The following is a 25,626-nucleotide window of genomic DNA, read 5'->3' on the forward strand; positions in this document are numbered from 1 at the left end:
AAACACAGATCAAATGCGCTACACAATCATCCTCCTCGCGAGTCTCGTACTCGCCTCAGTCACCGCTCAAGCCGATACCGGTCCACACCTCTGGCTTACCGTAAACGCCCGCTCGCACGAGCTTTGGGAAGACACGAAAACCAAGACGCAAGTCTCCGTCCGCTTCCCCGAATTCGAAGACTTCAACTACTTCTACCTCTCCCAAAAGATCACCACTAAGCTCAACGACAAGTGGTCGCTTGGCACCCACCCCGTCTTCGAAACCAGCAAAAAGGGAGACGACTGGAACAACACCTACCGACTCGACCTCGAGCTCAACCCCGCCAAGTTCAATCTCGGCGACAACGGGCCGACTATCAGCATGCGCAACCGCTGGGAGCTCCGCTGGAAAGAAGGAAAAGGCAGCGAGATCTTTCATCGCATCCGCCACTCAAGCAAAGCCTCCTGGAAAATCAATTGGGGTCCCTTTAGCAGCTACACCATCGCCGACGAAGTCTTCTTCGAAGAGCACAAAAGCAAGATCACTCGCAATCGCATCTACCCGGTCATGCTCGGCTCTAAAATCGGAGACCAAAAGATCTCCTACTACCTGCTCTACCAAAGCGACCGCCAAGGAACGTCCTCTGATTGGGACGGAAAATACGTCCTCGGAGCCTCCCTCAGCTATTAAAAACGTAACGGCCGTCGTACGCGACGGCCTGCCCGCTACAGCACGATCTTCACGCCACGCCGTAAGTAGGTTGGCGAGTCAAGATCCTGCCCCTCGAAGATCGTCCCGCTGGAGTTCTCAAACTCCCCTTTCGGATCTCCTTCGGAAAACGAGAACTCCTCCTGCTCCGCAGGCTTCGAGCTCTCATGCACAACCGGCCGAGACGGCTTCGACTTCTTCGGAGCCGGTTTCGCCTCCTCCGTCACTTCGCTCTTCGGTTCCGCCTTCGACTTCTTCGCCCGCTGCTTTACGACTTTCGTAAACGGTACGCTACTTACCTCGCTCGTGCCGAGGATACAGATCTCGACGCTGTCTCCGAGGTCCTCGTCGACCACCGCGCCCATCGTCACGTTCGCGTCAGCGCCAAACTCCTCAGAAACGGCCTCCATGATCATCTGAGTATCCGCGATTCCTATACGCGCTCCTCCGACGATGTTGACCAGCAACTGATCCGCCTTCTTTGAAAATTCCGGCGTATGAAGCAACGGGCAAAGCTTCAAATCCGCCACCGCCGCAGCCGCTGCTCCTTCCCCCGTACCGCTGCCAAGACCGAAAAGCGTCTTGCCAGCCTTCTTCGAAAGCATCTGACGCAGCTGGGCAAAGTCCAAATTGATCATGCCCGTCTTGTTCATCATGCACCAGATCGAACGAATCGCCTTTTCGATCCAAGCATCCGCCTTAGCAAACGCATCCAGCAAAGACGCATCCGGGTCCGACTCCTGAATGAGAAGATCGTTCGGCAAAGGAACCACCGCATTACAGGTATCGCGCAAGCGTCTCAACCCGTCCAAAGCCGTATTGGCCCGAGCAGAACGTTCGATGGTAAAGGGAAGCGCCACAAAGGCAATGACCAGCGCTCCTTGACGCAAAGCCTGCTCCGCAATCACGGGAGCTGCCCCCGTGCCGGTGCCTCCACCTAATCCAGCTGCGATGAAGAGCAGATCCACCCCGCTCACCATCTCGTCGATCGCATCGATGTGCTTGAGAGCCGCTTCGCGACCGACTTCCACATCGCCGCCCGATCCCAAACCTCCCGTAACCGACTTTCCGATACAGAGCTTGTTGACGATCGGTGAATTCGCCAGAGCCTGCTGGTCCGTATTCACCGCAACTAGCTCCACTCCAGAAAATTGCGAAAGCATCAGACGATCCACAATGTTGGAACCAGCACCGCCGACACCTACCACTTTCATTCGAATTTCGGTAGGTTCGCTTTGCTCGTCACTAAGTGGATCGCTCATAAAGGGGTATGGGGCTAGGCTTTTTGAAACAGAGTCTTCAGGCGGCCGAAAATGCCACTCTCACGATGCTTGACGGAGCCCTTTTCGCTTTGGAACTGCAGCCCGTAATGAAGCAAACCGAGGGCTGTGCTATACTGCGAATCTCTCAACTCGCCCGTAGCCATAGCCGCATTGTCACCGGCATGCGCTTGGATTCCGAATACGTTCTCCGCGCACTGGTCGATGTTTGCCAGCTTACTCGTACCACCGCTCAATATTACACCTGAAGAGATTTTGTCGGGGTTGAAGTGTACGCCCAACTTCTTGCGCACCACCTCGAAAATCTCGGACACGCGAAGCTCGATGATCTTCTCGATGCTCCAAAGTGGAATCGGACGATCGCCGATCTCGAAATCGTTGTTCAGCCAGACCTTCTCCGTCTTGTCCTTGTGCTCCAAAATCGCCGAGCCATAGCGCAGCTTCAGGCTCTCCGCCTGCTTCAAACGCATACGCAGGCCGATGCTCAAATCGTTCGAAATATGGTCCCCTCCGATCGGCAAACAACCTGCCTTCACGCAACGACCATCAATAAAAAGCGTATAGTCCGTGGTGCCTCGGCCGATATCGATGATCAAAGCCCCACTCTTCTTCTGGTCCGTAGTCGCCACCGCGGCACTGCTCGCTAAACCTGCCAAGACGATGTCGTCCACGTGCAAGTTGAAGCCGTTGATGATGTGGATCGCATCGCCGATTTTGCGCGAATCGCCGTGCACCGTCCAATAGCCGACCTCCAAGCGTTCGCCTTCCAGGCCGACCGGCGACTCGATGCTTCGCCCGTCCAGCTTGTAGGGGCGACGCAAATGGTGAATGGTTGTACGGTTTTCCGGCAACTCCCGTCCTTGCGCCAGAGAACACGCCTGATCCACGTCCCCCTGCTGCACACGTCCTTCCGGATCGGTGATATTCACGGAGGCCTCGCTCGGAAAACCTTCGATGTGGCCGCCGGTTTGAGCCAGATAAACGCCGTCGATCGACACCCCCGCCTGATCCTCAGCCGCCAGCAAGGCCGCGTGGACACAATCGCTAGCCTGATGGTAATCAACGATTTCCCCTTTGAGGAGACCTTTTGAAGACGACTGACCAAGGCCGATCACATTAAGCTTCCGGCCCTCATGGATTTCTCCAAGAAGCACCGTCACCTTGCTCGTGCCAATATCTACGCCTGCAATTACTTTCGTCTTATACACCTTGCTCTGACCGTACCGCTGACTGTTTCTCGAATTATTTCAACCCGATACTGCAATCCCCTACAAAGTTACCGGAACCTGATCGCCTAGAGTCAAATCAATGCGCTTCAAAGGACCCGATCCGTTCCCCCGGTGATAGTCCAAAATATAGTCCAATTTCGCCAGCTGATCGCGAAAATCGCTGTTCCGGTCAAACACGACCTCCTTCACGAACTTCCCCTTCGCGATAAGCCGGTCCTCCTTCTCCAACGACATGATCCGCCAACTGCTGTAAATGTGAGGCGCCACCGCTTGGGCTTCGGACAACAGATCCGCCAACGGCTCGATATCCCCGACATCAGAAAAACCTTCCTCCTCCTTCGCCAAATTCACTCCGAACAGAAACGGAAGGCGGCGAGAGATTCTCGGATCAAGCCGATCCGCCTCAAAAACCACGCCATCCCCGTCTACAAAGAGATTCAAAGTCTCCCCATTGGAACGCTGCACCAGCAAACGCATGATCGGAGTACGCTCCTCAACCGTAACTTCCAAGGCATCCGGGAAACGACGGCTCACCACTGCGCTCTCGACCTGGCCGATCGATTCCAGGCGACGCTTCATCTCGTCCAAATCGACGCTCAAAAGGTTAGCATCCTCCGGCACATCCAGCGTCCGAAGCAGGTAGTCTCGCTCCAGATTACCGTCCGTATGCACATCAATCGTCGCTACCGGCAAGGATTCGCCCGCTTTGGTGATCATTTCCGGACCACCCTCTATCTGAGGGGCGAAATGTAGCGCGGCCGCCAATACAGCCCCCACAAACAAAACGCCGCCAAACAACTTAGCGCGCCCCATCCAGACACGTCTTTCCGAAGCCGAGCTCATAGCCTTCGGCTTGACGCTTTGGTCGATGTCTTTCCACGTATTAGCTTTGCGCTTACGCTTGGTGGAGGAAGTGGGAGTACGGGCAGCCATTATTAGTGGGAAGTTTGGCGGGCCTTATACCTTATTATAGCGGGTTCTACAAGCTTTTGCAGCAGATCGTCGAAGTCGTATCCAAAAAGCCCTGCCGACATGGGCAAAAGACTGGTTTCTTTCAGCCCCGGAAGCGTATTTATCTCCAAAAAGTAGGGATTTCCCGCCCCGTCGATCATACAATCGATCCGAGCATAGTCGCGACACCCGCATGCCTCGAACGCGATCGTAGCCAAATTTCTGATGCGCTCCGTCAAATCTTTGCTAATTTCCGCAGGAGCAATGTATTCGGTCAACCCTTTCGTATACTTGCTGGAATAGTCGAACCGTCCGCTTTTAGGTCGAATTTCCACCACGCCAAGGGCCTTGCCGTGCAGGATTCCGACCGTCACCTCCGTGCCTTCCACCTTGGGCTCGATCAGCCATCGCCCGACGCCGCACTTCCGCAAGGCAGCCGCGATCTGTTCCTTCCCCGCTGCAAACATCAGGCCTACGCTGCTCCCTTGAGCCACCGGCTTGATCACCACGGATTCGCCCAACGATGCTAGAACTGTCTCCACCTCAGGCAGTTCGCCTTCGCTGAATACGATCTCCTCGGTCACAGGCACCCCTGCCTCTTTCATTCTCTCCTTCGTGGCGACTTTGTCGAAGGTCAGAGAGCTCGATTCCGCATCACAGCCAGCGTAAAAAACCCCAGCGGCATCCATCAGACGCTGAGCTTGGCCATCCTCTCCGAACGAACCGTGCAAGGTCGAAAAAACAACATGTGTCTCCGGGTTCAAACCGTCCGGCAGTTCTGAATACGACTGCACATCGAACACATCCACTTCGAAAGCCTTCGCCAGGGCGGCGGCTGCAGCCTTGCCAGATCCCAGCGAAACCTCGCGCTCCTCTGAAACGCCCCCCAACAGCACCGCTATTTTAGGCTCCTTCATCGCAAGGCCTCCTCCCAATTAGCGCCAAACAGCAAAACCTCCGGATGTAAATCCACGCCTTTTCGTTCGCGAGCAACTTTGCGTGCGAAGCGAACCAGCTCGATCACGTCCTCGCTTCGGGCTCCGCCTCGGTTTATGATGAAATTCCCATGCACTTTGCTGATTTCCGCTCCTCCAACAACAGCTCCCTTCAAACCGAGCTCTTCGATCAACCGTCCCGCCGAATCGCCTTCCGGATTCTTGAAAATACAACCTGCGCTCGGCTCTCGAGGTTGCGACTCCTTTCGCCTGCTTTGGTAGGTATCAATCGTACGACGAATCGACTCCGACGAACCGTCCGCTTTTTTGGATACGAAAACCGCATCGATTGCGATCGCGTCTTCGAGCTCACGACAATAACGGTAGCCGAAGTCCAAATCATCCTTCTGCGCTTCCAAGACTTCCCCCTCTAGCGTCACATAGCGAATCGACTCGACCACATCAAAAACCCAGCCCCCCATCGCGCCGGCATTCATGCGAAGCACACCGCCGAGACTGCCGGGAATGCCTTCCAAAAATTCAAAGCCTTCCAAGCCTTCCTTTGCCGCCTGACCGCAAAGTGCCTTGATCCGCATCCCCGCTCCCAAACGGGCCTTCCCTTCTCCCAGCTTCTCAAAACGACTCCAATACGGATGACTCAAACGCAAAACCAATCCGCTAACTCCCTCGTCCGGCACAACGAGATTCGATCCACGCCCCAACGGACGCACCTCGATTCCCGCTTTCGCGCAAGCCTTCAAAGCGACCACTAACTGCTGCAAGGACTCCGGTTCAAAATACCGTTCCGCTACGCCCCCCACTCGCATGGTTGTCTTCCGAGCCATCGGTTCATCGGCCCGAATCTCAGTCGTAAATCCAGCAACCTCGGCCACCGCAGAATCGAAAACGCCCCATCGCGAATCCTCGCTCCCTAAACGTTCGCTCAAACGACGGGCAAGCCGATCCCCCACTCCAGCTCCCAGAAACACGATTCGCACCGGCCCCTGCAGGGACCGAGCATGCAAAGTACCAAGCGGATCAATCACGCTCGAAACGAAACAAACGCGCTTGTTCCTCTTTCGACATTCAGCGTAGAGATCCTGGCCGGTCCCGCCTTCAACGGGAGATTCGCTGGCTGCGTAAACATCGAGCAAGATCAGCTCCTCGCACTCCGCCAAACTCTCGGCAAGCTCATCCTTCATTTCACGCGTCCGAGTATACCGGTGCGCTTGGAAAACCACTACAGTCTGCCAGCCTTCTTTCTTCGGCAGGGCTTGCAGCACTGCACGAATCTCCTCTGGATGATGGGCATAATCCTCAAAAACCTGAACCTTCGGACTGTTGTACCAGCAACGCTGACGCCGCTTCACAGAATCGAACTCGACCCGCTCCAATCCACTCGATTCCACACCCATACACTTGACCGTAAGCAAAGCAAAAGCCGCATCTTGCACATTCATTTCACCTGATCGATTGATGGTCAAATCGCCAGAAACACTCGAACCATCGAGACTCAGCTTCGACCAACCCGCTCCTTCCGAGCTCCATTGGAGAGAGACATCGCCTCCCTCTCCAAGTCCGCAAACCTCCGAGTCGCTCCCTTTCTTAAGTGTCTCCTTAAGGGGTTCCGGAACGATCGCCACCTGACTCGTCCGTCCCACCAATCGGCGAAACGCTTCAAAATAGTCCTCAGGATACGGATACCGAGCATGGTGATCGTGATCGATATTTAAAACAACCGAGACTTCCGGACTAAATCCCTCAATCGTCCCATCGCTTTCGTCAATCTCGGCAATCAACCATTCGTTAGCAGAGAATCGGCTCGGGCTCTTTCCCACAAACTGGGCTCCCAGCAGATAACCGAAGTCAACATCCAGCGTATCCAGCAAATCAATCAACATCGCGCAGGTCGTGGTCTTCCCGTGGGAACCCACCACCGCGACTAGCTTTTTCTCTTTGGCAATCACCGCCAAGCACTCTCCGCGCCTTAGACATACGCCCCCCTTTTCCTCTACCGAACGCCGCACTGGATTCTCCTCCGAAATAGCAGACGAAAAAACCAGACCTAGATCCTCGGTTTCAACAAAGGACGCGATTTCTACGCCAGCCGATTCCAGAAGACCACGAGCGTCCAACTCGAGCGAGTCGTCCTCCGCTGTAACAGAGTGCCCTGCCTCCGAGAGATAAATCGCCAGTGGCAACATTCCTGCCCCGCCAGCCCCCAAACAGTGGATACGTTTCGGTAGCCCTTCAATCATGACTGCAATGCCTGCCGATTCCCGCGAACCTTGCCGAATCCTGAGTCCGACACGATTCGTTCCAAGTCAGCAGCCATAAATCCCTGCACATCCGCACGGTCTGCCATTTCCAGGTTACGTCTGAACTTCTGCAGCAACCACTCGTTGTAGATGACTTCCCTCACCTCTTCCAACAAATCACCCAGATAGTCTTGCGACATCTGCAAGCCGCAGCCCAACATTTCAAAATTCTTAGCATTCGCCACCTGATGATCGTCTGCGGAAAACGGATACGGAATCATGATTCCTGGTGCCCGACACCGCATCATCTCAGCAATGCTGCCTGCACCAGAGCGGGAAACAACCAGATCCGCCGCACAGAGGACAGTCGCCATATCATGGCTAAAACGCCTAAAAATAGATCGCACTTCTTCACCTTTCGGCGACTTGAACGTCATCGACCCGTCAGTCTCGCTTCCCCCCGTTAAGCAATAAACCTGCACTTCCTTTTGAGCCAAGGAAGGCAAGCTCGCTTTCACCCATTTATTCAATGCCTCCGCACCTTGACTGCCGCCCATGATCACCAGCACTTTCTGCGCGGGATTGAGCCCCAAGGTTTCCTTCGCCGAAGACTTCGAGATGCTCTTAATCTCGTTTCGCACGGGCATACCGATATAACGGATACGACTCCGCCGCTTGGTTCGAATCGACACGCCCTTGGGCAAATAAATCCTTCGAGCAAACCAGCTCACGATACGGGTCACCCGGCCTGCTACCCGGTTCGCTTCGTGCACCACCGTAGGCAATCCGGCAAAAAAACCAGCCAACATAGCTGGCATCGAAAGAAAACCGCCAAACCCGATTACCACATCAGGCCTGCGATCATGAATCATGCGACTGCAACGGATCGTCCCTTTAATCAGACTGACGATAAATAGAAGCAACCGATCCGGGCGGAGCGAGAAAGCGCGCCCATCCACCGCCTCGTATGCGAATTGCTCGTACTTCTTAACGAGTCGCGAGTCGACTTGCTTGTTGCTGATCAAAAGCGTGCATTCCCAATTCCGAGAAACAAGCTCTTCCGCCAAAGCGATTCCCGGCGACAAATGTCCACCTGTGCCCCCACAAGCGATTAGTGCCCGCTTCATCCTTCGATGTCCTTCAGTTTACGTTTTGATTGCTGCAAAACCGGCCCCTTCCAAGCTAAGCTCGTGTTCAATACGATCGCTACGAAAATACCCATTGTCAGAAAATTCGATCCCCCGTAGCTGATAAACGGCAATGGCAAACCAGTGGTCGGAAGCACTCCCGTCACAACCCCCAAATTCAAAATAGACTGTACGGAGATCATCAATACACATCCCGCAGCAAGAAGATACTGATACGTGTTCGGCGCCCGACGAATGTGCATGACTCCTGCCACAAACAGGATCGAGTAAGTCACGACCACCGCCAAAGTCGCGATCATCCCCAATTCCTCCCCAATGATGGCAAAGATAAAGTCATTGTGAGCCTCCGGCAGAAAGCTCTGCTGCTGGCGCCCATTGCCAAGGCCAACCCCATCGATTCCCCCAGCTCCAAACGCAAGCAACGCCTGCCACCCCTGGTACGCGTCGCCGGCCTTCTCAGCCTCCATATTCCAAAACGCCGTCAGTCGACTCCAACGCTCAGCGTCGTTGTAGATCAATCCCACTACAGCCGCGAACCCAGCAAGTACCGACGGCACGAGATACACCAGTCGAACTCCCGCCAAATACAAGAGCCCCACCGCAACCATCACGTAAATCAAAGCCGTACCCAAATCTGGCTGCAAGATAACGAGCCCGATATACAGTCCCATCCCGACTCCAGGATAAATGAAACCGCGCCAAAACGTCTGGTTCTCGTTGCGAATCGAGCTGAAGTAATGAGCCACGAAAAAGACGAAGAAAATCTTGGCGAATTCAGCTACCTGAAAACCGATTGGACCAATCCGCACCCAGCTTCGGCTTCCGTTAATCACCGTACCGATTCCAGGCACGAACACCAGGAGCAGCAGCCCGATGCCGATGATATAGCCCACCCAGATAAACCGGCGCAGCCAATCGAGATTTACCAACATCAACAACAAGCCAACCAGCAGGGTTAAGCCCACCCACATGGCTTGCTTTTCGATGAAGTAGTAAGGCGAGCTCTTATTGATATGGAGGCTCGCGCTAAATAGGATCGTAATTCCAAGGATGGTCAGCAATCCCGCGCAGACCAAAACGATCATCGCCGGATTCAATACGCCACCTGCGCCAACATGGGCTTTCTTGGTCTTTTTCGCCATTCAGCTGTAGTGAGGAAAGGACTACAGGATACTATTCCTTGATTGGGATAAGCGGCTGATCCTCAAGATCCTCAGCGCCAAACGCATCATCAAGCGTCGGCAGTGAAGTAGAACTTTGAGGAGTCGCTCGCGGCTGCAATTGATCGAGCGTCTGCAACGGTTGACTTTGGGTCGGTACCGGATCGCTACGTACAGGATCTGCCGCCGGCGGCGGAGTCACCGTACGCGTAACGCTAGAAGCTCGGCCACCTTCCGGGATCAAGATGGTTTGCCCGATACGAAGAAGAGCCGGATCAGTGATGTTGTTCAAACGCATCAACTCGGTCGAAGACACGCCGTAAACGGCAGCGATCTTGCTAACCGAGTCGCCCGCCTTGACCGTAACCTTTGGCCCGCGATGCTGCTGAGAGACCAAAGCCGCGCTGCTCTTGCGAGTCGAAGGAATCACCAGCTCTTGGCCAATTCGAATCATATCGCTCGAAAGACCATTCGCCGCTTTAAGCTGGGAAACGGTGAGACCTTGGCGCGAAGCGATGCGGGAAAGGCTATCGCCCGCCTTCACCTTATAAATGGTTCCGTTAGCTGGTGGCTTAGTCGCAGAGGATGCCGCCTGAGCAGGAGTCGCGATGCTCAGCGACGCGTTTGCCGTAGAACGAGGAATCTTGATCGTCTGCCCGACTCGAATTGCGTTCGCCTTGATGCCTGGGTTCGCAGAAGTGATGTCGGCTACCTTAACTTTGAAGCGTTGCGAAATCCCCCACAGGCTATCTCCATTCTGAATCTTGTATTCGATCGTTTGAGACAAGCTGCTGCTTGGAGCGCTTGAAGTACGGGAAGGATAAAGCTCGTCACTCTGGCGGCGAACCGGCTGGAGCACGTCATCGTTGCTGGAAGGCGAGCTCGTTGACGGGAAGAGCGTGCTGGAGCTTCCTGCATTCGAAGAACCCGAATCGCTAGGACGGCGCGGGGCGTAACGGCCGGGAGCCGCCGAATTGGTCGATGCCGTGTTCGAAGCGAGGAGCACTTGGCGTTCGCCCTCTCCCGCGTTGTAACCGCTCAAATCACTGGCCCGCGAATCGAAAAGCGAACCGGAAGCAGCGTCCACGCTTGGTTGGTCCGCGGTCGAGCTTTGGCTAGACCATGTCCCCACTCCCGCGAGCGACGGAGCATTCGGATCGACTGGCCCTTTATCCCCAAACTTCGTGACCAGGAAAGCTCCTCCGATGATTACGATGTGGGCTCCCGCGATCAAAATGATTCGGCTCAAAGTCTGAGCACGCTTGCTCGAATCGAGTTCCTTATAGGCTGATAGTTTCATAGGTCTGACAAATGGCTAATTGCTCTCCTGAATGCTTCCCCACGCTGAGAGTAGCCATCGAACATGTCGAGACTCGCAAAGCCTGGGCTTAATAAAATGTTAGTTCCGGATTGGGCTTGGTCGGTCGCTCCCGCAACCGCGCTCTCCAAATCGGGATAGACACGAACCGGAAGCTCGTGCTCCGTAAAAGCTGCAGCCAACTCGCTCGCAGTTTCGCCGATGAGGTGAGCTGAGCTTAAACTTGGGGTTAAGCGGGCAACAAACCTCTGGAGATCCCCCCCTTTTCGTTTGCCTCCGCCAATCCAAACCACCGGATTTTCAAAACGCTCCAGAGCTCCGAACACCGAGTGGAAGTTAGTAGACTTAGAATCATCCCAGTACGAAACGCCGTCGCGATTTTCGATCAGCTCCATCCGGTGCGGACTTTTCTGGAAATTGTTGGCCGCCTCGATCAGCTCGTCCTCCTCCAAGCCCATGCGCAACCACAACGAGCGAGCGATCAAATAGGTGTACCGCTCGGGCAAGCTTTCGAAGATCGTTCCGCACACTCCGAGCTCCTCAGACTTCAAAGAGCTATCGACCAGCCCCGATTCAGGGAGCGTCTTGCCAAATTCCGCTCCAAAATCCAGAACGCTCTGGTCAAACAAGAAGACGCTTCCCCGCTGCAACTCCGCTAAACTGTATTTACATTCGAAATACGTTTTCAGCGAACCATGTCGATCAAGGTGATCCTCGTCGAAATTTGTCCACAACAAGTAGTCCGCGTGTACATGATTGGTGAGCTCCGCCTGAAACGAGCTCACTTCGCAAACCGCGATCGCCTCCCGATTGTAGTCATCCGCAATCAAGCTTGAGATCGGACGCCCGATATTCCCGCAGGCATAGGCCTCCATCCCCGCGCTATTGAAGGCAGAGGTCAAAAACTCCGTTAACGTCGTCTTACCATTGGTTCCTGTGATCACCACGATCGGCCCTTTCCACAGACTCGCCCCTAGATCCAATTCCGGTACGATCTTACAGCCCGCTGCTTTCGCTGCCTGCAGCCATGGATGATCCGCCGCAAACCCGGGACTGCAAACGACCAGTTTGTGCAGCTCTGCCTCCTTGGCATCAAACGAACGCCAACGAGCGTCGTCGCTCCGCTCGTCAAAAACATGACACTCGTAACCAAGCCCCTCCAACAAGTTGCTCGCAGCCTGCCCACTGGACGCCCGCCCGAAAATTGCCACCGGCGACCCAGCGCATGATGATAGCCATTCCGGCAACTCTGCAGTTCCCACGCTCACCTAAGCTTCAGGGTCCCCAGCCCGGCGATCGCGAAGATCAAAGAAAGTATCCAAAACCTGACCACGACTTTCGATTCGGCCCATCCCTTCAATTCGAAGTGATGGTGAATCGGAGCCATTCGGAAAATGCGCTTTCCCGTCATCTTGAAAGACGCGACCTGCAAGATGACAGACATCGCCTCCATCACAAAAATGCCGCCCACGATCACCAGCGTTACCGGTTGATGCACCATAAACGCGATCGTACCGATCAATCCGCCCAGCGCGAGCGAACCAGTGTCGCCCATAAAGACCTCCGCCGGATGCGAATTGAACCACAAGAACGCCAGCCCAGCACCAACCAGTGAACCGCAAATGATCGTCAACTCCCCAACTCCAGGAACGTGAGAGATGAGCAAATAATCCGCGATAATCGCATTGCCCGCCGCGTAGGCCATCACCGCGTAAACGAGGGCCGACGAGATTGTACAACCAATCGCCAATCCATCGATTCCATCCGTCAAGTTTATCGCATTGGAGGACCCCACCAAGACGAAGAAAAGGAAGATAAACAGGAACCAAATCGGCATCGATTCGATAACCGCATCCTTAAAGAACGGCAACCACAGCTGCCGCGTCAGCTCGGCGCTATCCTGGTTATTCAACAGTATTACGATCGCCACTACAGTCGTCAGGCTCTGCCAAACCAGTTTAAAGCGAGAACTGACCCCCTTGCTGTTCCGCTTGGACACCTTCAGGAAGTCGTCCATAAAGCCGAGGCCAGTCAGACTCACATAAACAAACAGAGCGGTGAGCACCCATACATTCCATTGAGCCCACAAAAGGCAGCTCGTCGTAACACTTAGACAAATAAGGAGCCCACCCATCGTCGGCGTGTTCTTCTTCCCCTCGTGCAATTCGGCAAGCTTACCCACCTCGCTCTTGTCACGCAGACTTTGCTGAAAACTGAACTCACGCAATTTCGCGATCATCCACGGACCGAGCATGTATCCAATCAACAAAGACGTGCCCGACGCAAAAAGCGTCCGCAATGTGATAAAGCGCAACAAACGGAACGGGCCGAAGAATTCTTCGTATTGGGCGAGGTAACTTAACACACCGCACCTCCCTTGATAAAAGCAAGCGAAGACTCCAGGCGATAGCGACGGCTCCCCTTCAAAAACACCGAGCCGACGAAGCCCTCAAAATAGTCTCTCGCCTCCTCGATTTCCGTTATTTCAAAACAATTTCCCAGCTCGCGCCCCGCACTCTTCATACCTCGCAACACGCTCGACGCTTCGCCGCCAATCACAAGCAGTAAATCCTCTTTTCTCAGCGGAAAATAGCGTCCCAATTCTTCATGCAAACGGCCCGCTTCAGCTCCCAATTCCTCCATGCAACCGACAAGAAAGAGACGCGGTTGATCTTCAGGTGTTTGCGTAACAAAAGTGGCGAGCGAATCCTTCATCGAGATGGGATTCGCATTATAGCAATCGAGGAAAACCGAATGCCCTTCAACATCCCGCCATTCGTTCCGCATTTGGGATGGCTTCCAAAATCTCAAGGCCTCGCGCAAACGCTCGACCGAAATCCCCATCGAGTACGCAACCGCGATCGCCAGCGCTGCGTTTGAGGCCAATCCAGCTCCTGTTCCCTCGTACTCAAACGTCTCAACAACGCCTTCCAACCGCTGCGACAAGCGAGACCGAGAACCAATGGATTCCACGCGATAAGACCAGTCCGCCGACAACGAGGAATCCGGCTTCACCACACATGCACCTTCGCATCCCAGCTGACTCAAATACGGTTCCGCCGTCTCTCCCACAAACGCCCGCTTCAAGCGACCGCCTTGCAACAACTTCCCTTTCTCTAGAGCAACGTTTTCCACCGTGCCGAGGTCCTGCAAGTGAGAGGGACCGATCGCCGTGACCACTCCCCACTCGGGATCTACCACACGAGCCAACTGCTCCATCTCGCCCGGCTCGGATATCCCAGCCTCCAAAACCGCGAAACGCGCAGCCGCCCCCTCGGGACGCAGCACGCTCATCGGCACGCCGATCAAATTATTCAAATTCCCCAACGTGCTCAAAGTCGGCTCGCCAGAAAGCAAACACGCGAGCAGCTCCTTGCAAGTCGTCTTCCCGCAACTCCCCGTGATGCCAACCACTTCAGCCTGCCAAGACGAACGATACCCCTTGGCCATGCGAAGCAAGGCCGCGTTCACGTCCGGAACTCGCAGCTGTGGCAAATCGACCTCTTCCAAAACGCGCTCAACAATCGCCCCGGCAGCACCCTTCTGCTGAGCAGCCCCGACAAATTCGTGACCATCACGAGCTGACGTCTTAAGGGCCGCAAAGAGCTGCCCCTCTTCCGCCTTACGCGAATCATTGGTCAGCCCCACAATCTCGCCCGGAATCCCAAGCTTCCATTCGCCTCCCGCCCAGTTGGCCAAATCGATTGGATCAATCGTATCCACCTACGCCCTACCTCCTAGACGCATATTCTCAACGAGCTCGATCGCCACCTTGCGGTCATCGAAAGGCACCACCGTTTCGCCATACTCCTGAAACGATTCGTGGCCCTTCCCAGCAATTAGAAGACAGTCCCCTTCTCCACAAAACTCGATCGCACGCTCAATCGCTCGCCGACGATCCGGCACAAACTGTACGCGATCGGGAGCGACAAGCCCTTCCTTCATATCCTCAAAAATGGCCTCGATCTTCTCGTTCCTCGGATTGTCGGAGGTTGCCCAAGCATAGTCAGCAAGCTCGTTCGCAATACGAGTCATCACCGGACGCTTGCCCTTATCGCGATCGCCCCCGCAGCCAAAAACAACACAGAGCCTGCCCTTGGTAACCTTGCGGAGCATTCCCAGAGCATTTTCCAAGGCATCACCAGTATGAGCATAATCAACCAGAATCGTTGCAGCCTGACCCGCTTCGACCTTCTGCATACGGCCCGGGATTCCAGGAAAAGAATCCAGATCCTTGATACAATTCTCAAGATTCAAGCCAAGCCCATGACAAACAGCCAACGCGGCAGCGACATTGCTCACGTTGTAGTCTCCAACCAACGGAGTGTGCACCGCGAACGCGCCATCCTGCGTCTTCAGCGTAAAGTGGGATCCCTCGGAGCTCAGCTCCACAATCTCCGCCCGAAACATCGCATCAGCCGATTCGCCATAAGTGAGCACTTCTACCTGTTCTGGAATCTCCGATACAAGCCGCGCTCCATACTCGTCGTCGACGTTCACAACCGCGACTTTCGGAAGCGTGCCGTTCTCCCCGTTGAACAAGCGACGCTTCACCTCATAGTAGGACTGCATATCCTGATGGTAGTCCAGGTGGTCGCGCGTAAGGTTCAAAAACGCTGCGACCTCGAAATTCATCCCACTTACCCGGTGCTGGTCGATCCCATGCGAACTCACCTCCATCACCGCGCCTCGACACTCAAACTCGCGCATCTGCGCTAGAAGGTCGCACAAGTCCAAGGCCTCCGGAGTGGTTCGGAAAGACGGAACCGTGCGACGCACCAAATCGTATCCGATCGTGCCAAGGCAACCGTAGCGATGACCGATGTTCGACAGGATCTGCTTCACCAGATACGCAACCGTCGTTTTGCCATTCGTGCCCGTGATCCCAATCAATGAAAGAGTCTGGTCCGGGTTGCCAAAAAATGCTCTCGAAACCGAAGCCAACGCCAGTCGCGGATTCTCAACAGTCACGTACGCCACCTTTCCGCTCCGAAAACGCCGTGGCTGAGAGGAAATCACTGCCACCGCTCCGCGAGAAATCGCCTCGTCAACAAACGAATTTCCATCCGACCGCAGTCCCGGCAAGGCAAAGAAAAGACTGCCCGGCGTAACTCGGCGACTATCGATCGCGAGTCTCTCGATTTTCGGATCAGGTTGTCCTTTAAGAGCTTTTGCGAAGTCCGGCCCGAGGAGGGAGCTGAGCTTTTTTGCTTTCGACTGCATCTTCTTGGTTACGTTCACTCTCCCTTACGACCTGCTTCGAGAAATCCAGTTTCCCCCAAGAGCAAGCTGCAACAACGTCAATGACCTCCGGCTGTAGGGTTGCCGGCCCGGTACTGAGCGTACCCGTCTGCCGAAGTTGAGGGAGAAATCGCGTAGTGAGGAATCAGCTTCTTCGCAATTTCGCGAAACGAGGGCGCCGCCACGACGCCACCGTAGCCCAAACCGCCGGTCGACGGCCGGCCGTTGTCTACGATCACAGTGATGACGACTTGAGGATTGTCCGCGGGAAAAAATCCCGAAAAAGAGCCAACGTGCTCGCGAGTGGAATAGCGGCCGTTAATAATTTTCTGAGTCGTACCGGTCTTACCGGCGACCCGGTACCCTTCCACAACCGCGCGACGGGCCGTACCTCTCACCGAAGCGGCTTCTTCCAGCAAATGCGTAACTGTCTTAGCGGTTTCTCGCGAAAAGACCTTTCGTTTCGGTAGCGGGCCAAACTCCACTACCTTCTCGCCTTCGTAGTTAGTGATCGCCGCCACAACACGCGGCGTCATCAACACACCGCCATTTGCCAAAGTCGAAGTCGCCATGTGAATCTGGATCGGCGTCGCCGCGATCGCATGCCCCATGGTCATACGGGAAAGCGTGAGACGGTCCCACTTGTTTGGCGGGTTCAAAATGCCTCGTGACTCGATTCCCAGATCCAGTCCACTGTATGCGCCAAATCCATACTTCTCCACCCAATCGTAGAAGTTGCGACCTCCGAGCCTAAAGCCTAAGTGGGCAGCGCCCCGATTCGAGGACTTGGAAATAACCTCGCCCACCGAAAGCATTCCCATTGGGTGATCATCCTTCGGCAGTCTTACTCTGTATCCGTCCGGCATGACAGCGATCGGCTGAGCGCAATCGATTTGCGTCTCAACGTTTACCACTCGCTCCTCTAGAGCAGCTGTCGCCGCAACGATCTTAAAAGTCGACCCCGGTTCCAAAATATCCGTCAACGCACGGTTCTTCCGAGATTCGTCGTCGGACTTTGAATACTCGTTCGGGTTGAAATTCGGATAGTTCCCCAGCCCCAACATTTCGCCTGTATAAGGGTCGGAGACGATGATCGTAGCCGCACGCGGATTAAAATTCTTAACGATTTCCGATAGTTCCTTCTCAACCACGTCCTGAACGTAGGAGTCGATCGTCAATACCACATTGAACCCGTCCGTCGAAGTCACGCGGCGACGACGAAACTGCGCCATCTCGCGTCGCCCCGCTCCGATCTCAGTCTCGGTCCATCCTTCCTCACCGCTCAAATAGTAGTCAAACTCCCGCTCAACGCCCATCGTCGCCTGTCCGTCCTTGCGAACAAACCCGATAACGTGCGAAGCAAGCGCTCCCTGCGGGTATTCGCGCTCATAGCTCTTAGTACTCGTCACGCACTTGATGCCAAGCGACTTAAGCGCCTCGAAAGAACGGGGCTCGACACGACGCTTCAACAATTTCCAACGCGGATTGAGCGAACGCATATCCGCCGGCATTCGGCCATTCTGCAGCCCGAAAGCCTCCTCCACTTGAGCGACCGTAAGTCCAAGATTAGCAGCGATTTGAGGAATACGCGAAACGTCCTCCGGCTTCACCTCATACCGATCCACTCCCACCTCCAAAAAGATGTGGCTGGTCGCTAAAATCTCCCCGTTGATATCATAGATATCCCCACGACGAGGCATCTCCCGCAAAACGCGAAAGCGACTGCTCTCCAGTTCGTCTACTAGTTCCGTACTCTTAAATGCATGCAGTTCGACCAGGCGAAACCCGATCGCTCCATAGCCACAAAGAAAGAAAAGAGCGAGTATCCAAAATCTGAATTTCGTTCCAGGACGACTTGCCATCTGTCCTTAAAAAGTGGATGCAGTCAGCATCGACTGCGTCTGCTTTTCGTACAAGCGCTTCGTAGGATCCTCGATCACGTGTATGATCTGGCGTTCACGCGGCAGCTGCAAACCGAGGCTGTACACGTTGTTGAGCGACTTTAGCTGGTCACGCGTAGTCTGACGGGCGATCACCGCGCCGAGTTCAGCGATGTGACGCTTCTGTTCGGAAATTTCCGCGTAAAGCACCTTGTTCTCGTTCGCGAGCTTAGCGGCTTCGTGGCGCAGGTAAACAGTGCTCAGACCGAACATGCCCACAAACAGAAAAAGGGCAAAGGTCAGCCAGATGATACGATTTAGAATGGATGAGGTGTGGGAAGTTTTTTGAGTCGGGCGTTTGCTCATGATGCTTCTAGCGCAAGTCCCCGATTACGGGAGGGGATCTTGTAGACGCGTTCAAAGGGTTTGAAAGATATAGTGGGGGTGGTAGTGCCGATCGCCTCCTCTTGGCGGCAATCGAAAAGGCCTGCCTCGAGAGGACGGCCAAAGCCAAGCGTGACGCATTGGCGATTAAGTATAGACTTAAGCGTGGTTGAATTTCTCATGTTCCTGCGACTCTGTAGTTCGTACGTATTCATGTTATTGCTACTTTACCTTCTTGATGACACGGAGCTTCGCCGAGCGGCTCCGCGGGTTTTGCGCGACTTCCTTGTCGCCAGCTGTTATGGGGCGTCGACTGATTAACTCAGCCAACACCTCGCGCATGTCCTGTGGGCGATTGTCGTGCGCGCCTTCCGGCCTCCCCGCCCAACGTCGGAACAGATTCTTCGCCACGCGATCTTCCAAGGAATGGAAGCTGATCGCAGCAAGGATCCCTCCTACTTTGAGCTTTTCGAAGGCAGCGGGCAGCCCGCGCTCGATTACGCCTATCTCGTCATTGACCGCTATCCGAATACCTTGGAATGCCTTGGTAGCCGGGTGCAGCTTGGAACTAAAACGAATTCTCGCGGGAGTGCAGGATAGAATAAGGTCCGCGAGTTGTGTGGTGGTGGTGAGTTCGTTTTTTTCCCGAGCCGCAAGGATCGCATCGACGATTTTGCGCCAGTTCTTTTCTTCCGCGTAAACGCGAAGCGCATGGATCAGGTCAGAGCGACTGGCTGTGGCGAGCCATTGCGCTGCTGATACACCCGCTTCGGGATTCATCCTCATATCGAGAGGGGCTTCTCCACGGAAAGAAAAACCTCGATCTACCTCGTCCAACTGAAAGGAGGAAACGCCAAAGTCGAATAGGATGCCGTCAAAGGGCCCTTCATCCAACTGGTCGAGAGTATCGAAATTCATTCTGTGAAAACGGAAACGATCGCCGAAACGCTCCTTGAGCCGCTCCGAACGGAGAACGGCTTGCGGGTCCTGATCGATCGCTACGACGGTGCAGTTGGCGAGCTCGAGCATCAGCTCGGTGTGCCCTCCCCCTCCGAAGGTGCAATCCAGATACACGCCACCGTCGCGAGGAGCAAGATGCTCTAGCGTCTCCGCGGCAAGTACTGGCACATGTCCTTCCATATCAGGGGCGATGCCAACTAGACTATCGATTACCGAAATCACTGTTGTAGTTGCGAGCCGCCACGCGTGGCAGCTTGTATTCAAAATCCCATGTTGAGCAGTGGCGGATGTTCCCGCGGCCGAAAGTGCCTCCCACGCCGAGAAAACGTCCAGCGCCAGGAGCAAGCTTCTTCCGGCGGCTGAGGCCGACTGCTTCCATTATATAAGAGAGTGTTGATTGGCGTTCCTTCATCTTACCTTCCTCCTGATTAGATGCCGGCGAGCTTCATGATCTTGCCCATGTCGTCGTTGTTCGCCTTCGGATCGACCGCGTTCCAGCGATCAGGCGACCAGATGCGGAAGTCCGTCAAACGGCCGACCACCATCGTCTCCTTGGTGATGCCAGCGTGCTCGAGAAGTTCCTCGGTGAGATTGACGCGCCCCTGCTTGTCGCAGCCAAACGAGTGGGCTTGCGAGAAAAGCTTGTCCTGAAGCGTGGCCATCTCCTCGTCGCTCAGGCTTTGGGACTCGATCAGCTCCATCAGTTTTTCAACACGGGACGGCGGGAGTACGTGGATCGAGCCTGTGCCTGGGTCTGGAAAAGCCAGATATACGTCTTCTGTGTCCCCATCAAAGCGCCACTTCGAAGGGATCGTAAGACGATTCTTCGAATCAAGGTTTCGTTGGTGTTTGCCAACGAAAATTGGTCTGCCCAGGGCGCTCATTAAAACTTCTTTCCGGAAAAGCTGTGAAAAACTTCCCCAAAACTCCCCACTTTCCCCCACTTTTCAATGAAAATCCTCCACAATGGCCCTTTTTTACTATCAACAGGTTATTCACATGCCATTTCTTGACAGGAGATTTACATTCGAGGCCCATTTCCCCCTGCAGGGAGAGAATTTCCCCCAAACCCGACATTTCGCGCTTTCCTTGCTCCCAAGTTGTCCACCACCCCTCAGCAGCGAAAAATCCCCACTTTCCACCACTCCCCAAATCCCTTGTGAATAACTCGGGAACAAGTGGAATAAGTCCGGGCAAAAACGCCGCTCTGGACTTGCTAGAACTGCCACCGCGACCTATCCCCTTTTTCCGATTTTCAAAACTATGACGCCCCCGAAAGACATTCAGCTCATCGGCAACGAACTCGCCCTGCTCTGGGAAGACGGCAGCGAGACCTACATCCTCGCCCCTGTATTGCGAGCAGCCTCCCCCAGCGCCGAAACCGCCGGCGAACGCGACATTCTGGGCGTCTTGCACGGCGGCGAGCACGGCAAAGACTACTCCCAAGTCCGCATCGAGAGCTGGCAGTTCGTCGGCAACTACGCCATCCGCTTCAAATTCTCCGACGGCCACGCCACCGGCCTCTACAGCTACGAGCTCCTCAAACGCCTAGGCGACCAATAAGGGCCGCGCAGTTTGCTACGTAACGTTACGTTCAAAAGCGCGCACGAACTCCCCCACTTTTCCCCACCGTGTCTTTCTCGAATATCAAAGCGATCACCTTCGACGCGGGCCACACGCTCTACCACCCCTACCCGTCCGTCGGGGCGGTCTACCAGGAGGTGATGCGACAGCACGGACTCGATTACCCCGAAGACCAGCTCGAAGAAGGCTTCCGCCGCGCTTTCCGCTCCGTCTCAAAAGACAAGACCGTCTTAGACGGCGAGCAACGCGAATGGAGCTACTGGCAATCCATTGTCAAGGAATCCATCTCCCACTTGTCCCCGCAACCAAGCGACTTCGACGCCCTCTTTCTCGATCTCTGGAACGAATTCGGCAAAGGAAACCGCTGGAAGCCTGAGTCCACCGCCAAGGAGACCCTCACCGAACTCCGCAAACGCGGATACAAAATCGCCGTTCTCTCCAACTGGGACAGCCGCGTACATCAAGTCCTCGCCGAAACCGACTTCACCCCACTGCTCGACCACGTCTTCGTCTCCAGCGAAATCGGCCACGAAAAGCCCGACCGAGAAATCTTCTCCCACTGCGAAGCCAAACTTGAGCTAACGCCAGAGCAAATCCTCCACATCGGCGACAGTTTCCAGCACGACATCGAAGGAGCAAGCGCAGCCGGCTGGAACGCCATTCGTATCGTCAACGAAGAAGACCACAGTCCAAACGGCTACCACAGCATCAGCCAACTCAACCAACTCCTCACCCTCCTCCCCGGAACCTGAAGCCTGAACCGGAACCCCGCCCGCGAAGGGAGTGCTTTACAATCCGCCCCCACTCGCCTTACTTGCAACACGTTATGTCACAAACATGCATCCATGAACGCACCTCAAAGGAGGAAATAGAAAAAGGCCTGAAGCTGCAGCCAAAGTTCGACAGCAACGGCCTCATCCCCTGCATCACAACCGAGGTCCATTCTAACGAGGTGATTATGTTCGCCTGGATGAACGAGGAAGCCCTTCGACATACCATCGAAACCGGCAAGACCACCTACTTCAGCCGCTCCCGCGGAAAGCTTTGGGTGAAAGGCGAATCCTCCGGCCAAATCCAATGGGTCAAGGAACTCCGTACCGACTGCGACCAAGACGTTATTCTCGTCAAGGCAGACATCGGCGAAAACGGGGCTGCCTGCCACAACGGCTACAAGTCCTGCTTCTACCGAAAGCTAGAAGGCGACGCTCTCGTCTTCGACGGCGGAGAACCGCTCTTCGATCCGGAAGAAGTATACAAAAAATAACGACTTTACCAAGAGGGTGAGGCTTCAGTGCCTCCCCTCTTTTTTTTATACAAATCTCCCACCAACCACCCAATGAGCTCCTCCCTTCCTTACTACCTTGGCTGCCCCGCATGGTCGAATCGTGACTGGATCGGGAAGGTTTTTCGCTCCGGCACCGACACGTCCGATCTGCTCAGAGAATACTCCCGCGTCTTCAACACGGTCGAGGGCAATACGCTCTTCTACGCCCTCCCCCCAATGGCCACCGTGGAACGCTGGATGGCAGAGTCTTCCGACTGCTTTCGATTCGCCCCCAAATTCCCCAAGGCCATTTCCCATGAGCGTCGCCTCAGCGACGCAGAAGAGGAGAATTCTGCATTCTTCAAAGTCCTCGAAGCGCTAGCCCACGGCGGCAAGTTAGGAGTCTCCTTCCTCCAGCTGCCTCCATCCTTCAACATCAACAATCTGGATACACTCCAGAGCTACCTCAAAGCCCTCCCAAAAGAGTTCCGTTACGCCATCGAGCCTCGGCACATCAGCTGGTACGACCAAGCAGACAACGAGAAGCGACTCGACGATCTTCTAGAGAACCTCGGCATAGACAAAGTCGACTTCGACACCCGCCCCCTCAACGCTTCCGAGCCGGACGACGACGAGGAACGGGACGCCCGCAATCGAAAGCCTCAAATGCCGATTCGCAAAGCGGCCCTCGGCAAGCACCCAGTCGTTCGCTTCGTCGGAAAAAACAAAGTCCAGAAAAACGCCGTCTACATCAAAGAATGGGCACCCGTCATTAACAAGTGGATACTCGAGGGAAAAAAGCCATACATCTTCGCCCACGCAGGCGACGACGCCTTCGCTCCCTACGTCGCCCGAATGCTGCACGAGCAGCTAAAACGAATCAACCTGCTCCTCCCCGACTTGCCAGAGTTCGAAAGCGACCGGGCAAAACCCGACGAAAAAAGCGAACAACTAGATTTGTTCTAACAGGTAGCGCGGTGCTTCAGCCCGCGTAGCTCCACTGCAAGATCAAACCGATAAAAAAACGCGGGCTAAAGCACCGCGCTACGTTTCGACCTACTTGCTTCCGCCCGTGATCCCTCGCTCTGTCGCCTCCACAAAAGCGACATACGCCTTAACCTCTTCGGTATCCGCATGCTCACTACCCTTTACGAGCTCAACCGCCTGCTGGCGATTCAATCCCTCGCGATAGAATGCCTTGAAAATGAACTTCACGGCCGCCATCTGCTCCTTCGTAAAACCAGAGCGCTCAAGGCCTACCTTATTGAAGAATCGAATTTTGGCAGGGTTACCATCACCGAGCATGAACGGAGGGATATCCTGCTCCACCTTTGAGCAACCGCCAATAAAGCTACGCTGTCCTATATGACAGAACTGGTGGATCGCCGTCCCGCCACCGCCAACGCCAACATAATCCTCGACGACTACGTGCCCTGCAAAAGTGGCCCCATTACTGGCTATCAGATGGTTCCCTATTTTGCAGCAATGCCCAACATGACAGTACGCGAGCAGGTAGTTGTCGTCTCCAATTTCCGTACACTCGCCATCATTGGTCGCAGCATTGATCGAGACATACTCCCGAAAAATATTCCGGTCCCCAATCCTCACGCCCGGACTGCCGCCCTTGTACTTCAAGTCCTGGGTCTGCATCCCGATACTCGCGTACGGGTAGACTTCGCAGGATTCGCCGATCGAGGTATTTCCCCAAACCGTTGCATGATGCCAAACCTTGGTACCTGCTCCAATTCGAGCCTGTGGGCCAATCACCGCGAAAGGCCCGACTTCTACGTCGGCTGCGAGCTCGGCCTTGGGGTCGACAACTGCAGTAGGATGAATCTTGTCGCTCATGATTCGAAAGGTTTGCCGCCCTTAGACGTCCTGACCTTCGTCAAGGATCATGAACTTAAGTTCCCCGGATGAGGCGACCTCATCACCCACGTAACAAATCGCGGAGGCAGTACCAATCTTCCCACGCATGATCTTGATCAACTTGATATCGATACGAAGCTGATCGCCAGGAATCACCTTCCTGCGCCACTTCACCTTGTCTACACTCATGAAAACCGCCGTCTTCCCTTCCAGATTCGTCGCTCGGAGCATCAAAATGCCGGCTGCCTGAGCCATCGCTTCAACCTGAAGCACTCCTGGCATGATCGGCTGGCCGGGATAATGGCCTTGGAAATAGGGCTCATTGATCGTGACATTCTTGATCGCCGTCAATTCATCCGTTCCGCGGAACTCAGTCACACGATCAATCATGATGAATGGGTAGCGGTGCGGCAGCGTTTCGATCACACGGCGGATATCGAGCTGAGTCTCCTCTTCGATCTTGGCTGTCTTCGGCTTCTCAACCGGCTTTCTCTTGCCCTTCGCAAGCTCCTCCATCCGCTCAGCGAGCTTCGTTGTGAGCTCAGCGTTGACAGCATGCCCAGGACGGACCGCCACAATGTGAGCCTTCAACGGTTTGCCCAACAAAAGCACGTCGCCGATGATATCCAAAATCTTGTGACGCACCAACTCGTCGTCGAAACGAAGCGGCTCCTTGGACATGATCTTGTCATCCTTGAGCACGATCGCGTTCTCGAGGCTGCCACCCTTGATCTTTCCAAGCTTTAGCAATTCCTCGATATCTTCGTAGACAGTAAACGTACGTGCCGCCGCGATCTGAGTGGCAAACACATCCGGGTCGATATCGATCGTGAGATGCTGCGTGTGAATCCCGCGATCATCTGCGGAAGTACAAGAGATCTTAAATCCGTCGTACGGCAAAGCGATGATAGACGAGTTGCCCTTGGTCACCGAAATCGGCTGATCGAGCACGAAATACTCGCGATCCGCCTCCTGCTCGACCGGCTCGCCTTCAAGGATGAGGTTCACAAAGCCCTTCGAAGAACCATCGAGGATCGGCGGCTCCGAGGCGTTCATCTCGATCTCGACATTGTCGATCCCCATCCCGTGAAGCGCCGCGAGCACATGCTCCACGGTGTGGATCTTCGCATGGCCAGATGACAGGGTTGTCGCTCGCACTAAATCAGTGACCTGAGAGACGTGCGGCCTAATCACCGGCTTGTCATGCAGGTCCGAACGGCGAATCGTAATTCCCGAATTCGCAGGAGCTGGCTTCAGCGTGAGCTGAGTTTTGTCGCCCGTATGCAGTGACGGACCTTTGACTGAGACTTCGCGCAGGAGGGAGCGTTGCTTCATGGGGTTCGCTTAGTGCCAGCAATGTGACAGAAATTCAAGGAATTAGAGAACGTGGGAGCACGCTTGTCACACGATAGGCATGGGAATCGCGTGACAAGCGCGTTCCCACCCACAAAAAAGCCAGCCGCAGGCGCGACTGGCT

General features: G+C 54.9%; 24 protein-coding genes. 5 read left to right on the top strand and 19 right to left on the bottom strand.

Features of this window, described 5'->3' with window-relative positions:
* Nucleotides 1–13 precede the first annotated feature (13 nt).
* Nucleotides 14–670, top strand: a complete 657-nt coding sequence (locus JIN87_RS06820) for a DUF2490 domain-containing protein (RefSeq protein WP_200354789.1) — start codon at nucleotides 14–16, stop codon at nucleotides 668–670.
* Nucleotides 671–705: 35 nt separating this feature from the next.
* Here the strand turns inward: JIN87_RS06820 and JIN87_RS06825 are convergent, their stop codons facing one another.
* The 17 genes from JIN87_RS06825 to JIN87_RS06905 form a co-directional block, all read right to left on the bottom strand.
* The gene (locus tag JIN87_RS06825; RefSeq protein ID WP_200354790.1) at nucleotides 706–1,950 is read right to left on the bottom strand and encodes a cell division protein FtsZ; all 1,245 of its coding nucleotides are present in this window, start codon (nucleotides 1,948–1,950) and stop codon (nucleotides 706–708) included.
* Nucleotides 1,951–1,964: 14 nt separating this feature from the next.
* Nucleotides 1,965–3,176: a cell division protein FtsA gene (gene ftsA, locus JIN87_RS06830; protein ID WP_200354791.1), complete on the bottom strand. Its 1,212-nt coding sequence runs from the start codon at nucleotides 3,174–3,176 to the stop codon at nucleotides 1,965–1,967.
* A gap of 60 nt (nucleotides 3,177–3,236) precedes the next feature.
* On the bottom strand, nucleotides 3,237–4,130 hold the full coding sequence (locus JIN87_RS06835) for a cell division protein FtsQ/DivIB (RefSeq protein WP_200354792.1): 894 nt from the start codon (nucleotides 4,128–4,130) through the stop codon (nucleotides 3,237–3,239).
* Between the two features lie 2 nt (nucleotides 4,131–4,132).
* Complete coding sequence (locus JIN87_RS06840; protein WP_200354793.1) at nucleotides 4,133–5,065, bottom strand: D-alanine--D-alanine ligase family protein; 933 nt, start codon at nucleotides 5,063–5,065, stop codon at nucleotides 4,133–4,135.
* Nucleotides 5,062–7,341 (bottom strand): UDP-N-acetylmuramate dehydrogenase, encoded by a 2,280-nt coding sequence (gene murB / locus JIN87_RS06845; protein ID WP_200354794.1) that lies wholly within the window; start codon nucleotides 7,339–7,341, stop codon nucleotides 5,062–5,064. The genes JIN87_RS06840 and murB overlap by 4 nt, the downstream gene beginning before the upstream one ends.
* Nucleotides 7,338–8,468: a UDP-N-acetylglucosamine--N-acetylmuramyl-(pentapeptide) pyrophosphoryl-undecaprenol N-acetylglucosamine transferase gene (locus JIN87_RS06850; protein ID WP_200354795.1), complete on the bottom strand. Its 1,131-nt coding sequence runs from the start codon at nucleotides 8,466–8,468 to the stop codon at nucleotides 7,338–7,340. Before JIN87_RS06850 ends, murB begins: the two co-directional genes overlap by 4 nt.
* Entirely contained in the window at nucleotides 8,465–9,631 is a 1,167-nt protein-coding gene (locus JIN87_RS06855) for an FtsW/RodA/SpoVE family cell cycle protein (RefSeq protein WP_200354796.1), read from the bottom strand. The genes JIN87_RS06850 and JIN87_RS06855 overlap by 4 nt, the downstream gene beginning before the upstream one ends.
* Nucleotides 9,632–9,662: 31 nt before the next feature.
* Entirely contained in the window at nucleotides 9,663–10,949 is a 1,287-nt protein-coding gene (locus JIN87_RS06860) for a muramidase family protein (protein WP_200354797.1), read from the bottom strand.
* Nucleotides 10,946–12,235: a UDP-N-acetylmuramoyl-L-alanine--D-glutamate ligase gene (gene murD, locus JIN87_RS06865; RefSeq protein ID WP_200354798.1), complete on the bottom strand. Its 1,290-nt coding sequence runs from the start codon at nucleotides 12,233–12,235 to the stop codon at nucleotides 10,946–10,948. Before murD ends, JIN87_RS06860 begins: the two co-directional genes overlap by 4 nt.
* Nucleotides 12,232–13,332 carry a phospho-N-acetylmuramoyl-pentapeptide-transferase gene (gene mraY, locus JIN87_RS06870; RefSeq protein WP_200354799.1) on the bottom strand — a complete coding sequence of 367 codons (1,101 nt, stop codon included), beginning with the start codon at nucleotides 13,330–13,332 and terminating at the stop codon, nucleotides 12,232–12,234. Before mraY ends, murD begins: the two co-directional genes overlap by 4 nt.
* Nucleotides 13,326–14,690: a UDP-N-acetylmuramoyl-tripeptide--D-alanyl-D-alanine ligase gene (locus JIN87_RS06875; RefSeq protein ID WP_200354800.1), complete on the bottom strand. Its 1,365-nt coding sequence runs from the start codon at nucleotides 14,688–14,690 to the stop codon at nucleotides 13,326–13,328. Before JIN87_RS06875 ends, mraY begins: the two co-directional genes overlap by 7 nt.
* Nucleotides 14,691–16,190: a UDP-N-acetylmuramoyl-L-alanyl-D-glutamate--2,6-diaminopimelate ligase gene (locus JIN87_RS06880; RefSeq protein ID WP_200354801.1), complete on the bottom strand. Its 1,500-nt coding sequence runs from the start codon at nucleotides 16,188–16,190 to the stop codon at nucleotides 14,691–14,693.
* Nucleotides 16,191–16,267: 77 nt separating this feature from the next.
* On the bottom strand, nucleotides 16,268–18,070 hold the full coding sequence (locus JIN87_RS06885) for a peptidoglycan D,D-transpeptidase FtsI family protein (protein ID WP_200354802.1): 1,803 nt from the start codon (nucleotides 18,068–18,070) through the stop codon (nucleotides 16,268–16,270).
* Between the two features lie 6 nt (nucleotides 18,071–18,076).
* Nucleotides 18,077–18,454 carry a hypothetical protein gene (locus JIN87_RS06890; protein WP_200354803.1) on the bottom strand — a complete coding sequence of 126 codons (378 nt, stop codon included), beginning with the start codon at nucleotides 18,452–18,454 and terminating at the stop codon, nucleotides 18,077–18,079.
* 240 nt (nucleotides 18,455–18,694) lie between these two features.
* The gene (gene rsmH, locus JIN87_RS06895) at nucleotides 18,695–19,654 is read right to left on the bottom strand and encodes a 16S rRNA (cytosine(1402)-N(4))-methyltransferase RsmH (protein ID WP_200354804.1); all 960 of its coding nucleotides are present in this window, start codon (nucleotides 19,652–19,654) and stop codon (nucleotides 18,695–18,697) included.
* Nucleotides 19,635–19,844 (bottom strand): hypothetical protein, encoded by a 210-nt coding sequence (locus JIN87_RS06900; protein WP_200354805.1) that lies wholly within the window; start codon nucleotides 19,842–19,844, stop codon nucleotides 19,635–19,637. Before JIN87_RS06900 ends, rsmH begins: the two co-directional genes overlap by 20 nt.
* A gap of 16 nt (nucleotides 19,845–19,860) precedes the next feature.
* Nucleotides 19,861–20,316, bottom strand: coding sequence for a division/cell wall cluster transcriptional repressor MraZ (locus JIN87_RS06905; protein ID WP_200354806.1), 456 nt, complete (start codon nucleotides 20,314–20,316; stop codon nucleotides 19,861–19,863).
* Nucleotides 20,317–20,695: 379 nt separating this feature from the next.
* Between JIN87_RS06905 and JIN87_RS06910 the strand changes: the two genes are divergently transcribed.
* The 4 genes from JIN87_RS06910 to JIN87_RS06925 all read left to right on the top strand — a co-directional run bounded on the left by JIN87_RS06910 (nucleotide 20,696) and on the right by JIN87_RS06925 (nucleotide 23,246).
* Nucleotides 20,696–20,995 carry a gamma-butyrobetaine hydroxylase-like domain-containing protein gene (locus JIN87_RS06910; protein WP_200354807.1) on the top strand — a complete coding sequence of 100 codons (300 nt, stop codon included), beginning with the start codon at nucleotides 20,696–20,698 and terminating at the stop codon, nucleotides 20,993–20,995.
* Between the two features lie 68 nt (nucleotides 20,996–21,063).
* Nucleotides 21,064–21,768, top strand: coding sequence for an HAD-IA family hydrolase (locus JIN87_RS06915; RefSeq protein ID WP_200354808.1), 705 nt, complete (start codon nucleotides 21,064–21,066; stop codon nucleotides 21,766–21,768).
* Between the two features lie 74 nt (nucleotides 21,769–21,842).
* Complete coding sequence (hisI, locus tag JIN87_RS06920) at nucleotides 21,843–22,280, top strand: phosphoribosyl-AMP cyclohydrolase (RefSeq protein WP_200354809.1); 438 nt, start codon at nucleotides 21,843–21,845, stop codon at nucleotides 22,278–22,280.
* 72 nt (nucleotides 22,281–22,352) lie between these two features.
* Nucleotides 22,353–23,246 carry a DUF72 domain-containing protein gene (locus JIN87_RS06925; protein ID WP_200354810.1) on the top strand — a complete coding sequence of 298 codons (894 nt, stop codon included), beginning with the start codon at nucleotides 22,353–22,355 and terminating at the stop codon, nucleotides 23,244–23,246.
* A gap of 90 nt (nucleotides 23,247–23,336) precedes the next feature.
* On the opposite strand, the gene lpxA is transcribed toward JIN87_RS06925, so the two are convergent.
* Both lpxA and JIN87_RS06935 read right to left on the bottom strand, forming a co-directional pair.
* Nucleotides 23,337–24,128 carry an acyl-ACP--UDP-N-acetylglucosamine O-acyltransferase gene (gene lpxA / locus JIN87_RS06930; protein WP_200354811.1) on the bottom strand — a complete coding sequence of 264 codons (792 nt, stop codon included), beginning with the start codon at nucleotides 24,126–24,128 and terminating at the stop codon, nucleotides 23,337–23,339.
* Nucleotides 24,129–24,149: 21 nt separating this feature from the next.
* Nucleotides 24,150–25,484: a bifunctional UDP-3-O-[3-hydroxymyristoyl] N-acetylglucosamine deacetylase/3-hydroxyacyl-ACP dehydratase gene (locus JIN87_RS06935; RefSeq protein WP_200354812.1), complete on the bottom strand. Its 1,335-nt coding sequence runs from the start codon at nucleotides 25,482–25,484 to the stop codon at nucleotides 24,150–24,152.
* Between the last annotated feature and the right edge of the window lie 142 nt (nucleotides 25,485–25,626).

It is taken from the genome of Pelagicoccus mobilis, from assembly GCF_016595505.1.
Classification (GTDB): Bacteria; Verrucomicrobiota; Verrucomicrobiia; order Opitutales; family Opitutaceae; genus Pelagicoccus; species Pelagicoccus mobilis.

Bases quoted from the DNA above. Each gene is read 5' to 3' on its own strand.
- JIN87_RS06840 (WP_200354793.1), bottom strand. From the start codon at position 5,065: ATGAAGGAGCCTAAAATAGCGGTGCTGTTGGGGGGCGTTTCAGAGGAG.
- murB (WP_200354794.1), bottom strand. From the start codon at position 7,341: ATGATTGAAGGGCTACCGAAACGTATCCACTGTTTGGGGGCTGGCGGG.
- JIN87_RS06855 (WP_200354796.1), bottom strand. From the start codon at position 9,631: ATGGCGAAAAAGACCAAGAAAGCCCATGTTGGCGCAGGTGGCGTATTG.
- JIN87_RS06905 (WP_200354806.1), bottom strand. From the start codon at position 20,316: ATGAGCGCCCTGGGCAGACCAATTTTCGTTGGCAAACACCAACGAAAC.
- lpxA (WP_200354811.1), bottom strand. From the start codon at position 24,128: ATGAGCGACAAGATTCATCCTACTGCAGTTGTCGACCCCAAGGCCGAG.
- JIN87_RS06850 (WP_200354795.1), bottom strand. From the start codon at position 8,468: ATGAAGCGGGCACTAATCGCTTGTGGGGGCACAGGTGGACATTTGTCG.
- JIN87_RS06835 (WP_200354792.1), bottom strand. From the start codon at position 4,130: ATGGCTGCCCGTACTCCCACTTCCTCCACCAAGCGTAAGCGCAAAGCT.
- JIN87_RS06935 (WP_200354812.1), bottom strand. From the start codon at position 25,484: ATGAAGCAACGCTCCCTCCTGCGCGAAGTCTCAGTCAAAGGTCCGTCA.
- JIN87_RS06910 (WP_200354807.1), top strand. From the start codon at position 20,696: ATGACGCCCCCGAAAGACATTCAGCTCATCGGCAACGAACTCGCCCTG.
- hisI (WP_200354809.1), top strand. From the start codon at position 21,843: ATGTCACAAACATGCATCCATGAACGCACCTCAAAGGAGGAAATAGAA.
- JIN87_RS06860 (WP_200354797.1), bottom strand. From the start codon at position 10,949: ATGAAACTATCAGCCTATAAGGAACTCGATTCGAGCAAGCGTGCTCAG.
- JIN87_RS06885 (WP_200354802.1), bottom strand. From the start codon at position 18,070: ATGGCAAGTCGTCCTGGAACGAAATTCAGATTTTGGATACTCGCTCTT.
- JIN87_RS06890 (WP_200354803.1), bottom strand. From the start codon at position 18,454: ATGAGCAAACGCCCGACTCAAAAAACTTCCCACACCTCATCCATTCTA.
- JIN87_RS06820 (WP_200354789.1), top strand. From the start codon at position 14: ATGCGCTACACAATCATCCTCCTCGCGAGTCTCGTACTCGCCTCAGTC.
- JIN87_RS06880 (WP_200354801.1), bottom strand. From the start codon at position 16,190: ATGCAGTCGAAAGCAAAAAAGCTCAGCTCCCTCCTCGGGCCGGACTTC.
- JIN87_RS06900 (WP_200354805.1), bottom strand. From the start codon at position 19,844: ATGAAGGAACGCCAATCAACACTCTCTTATATAATGGAAGCAGTCGGC.
- JIN87_RS06925 (WP_200354810.1), top strand. From the start codon at position 22,353: ATGAGCTCCTCCCTTCCTTACTACCTTGGCTGCCCCGCATGGTCGAAT.
- JIN87_RS06825 (WP_200354790.1), bottom strand. From the start codon at position 1,950: ATGAGCGATCCACTTAGTGACGAGCAAAGCGAACCTACCGAAATTCGA.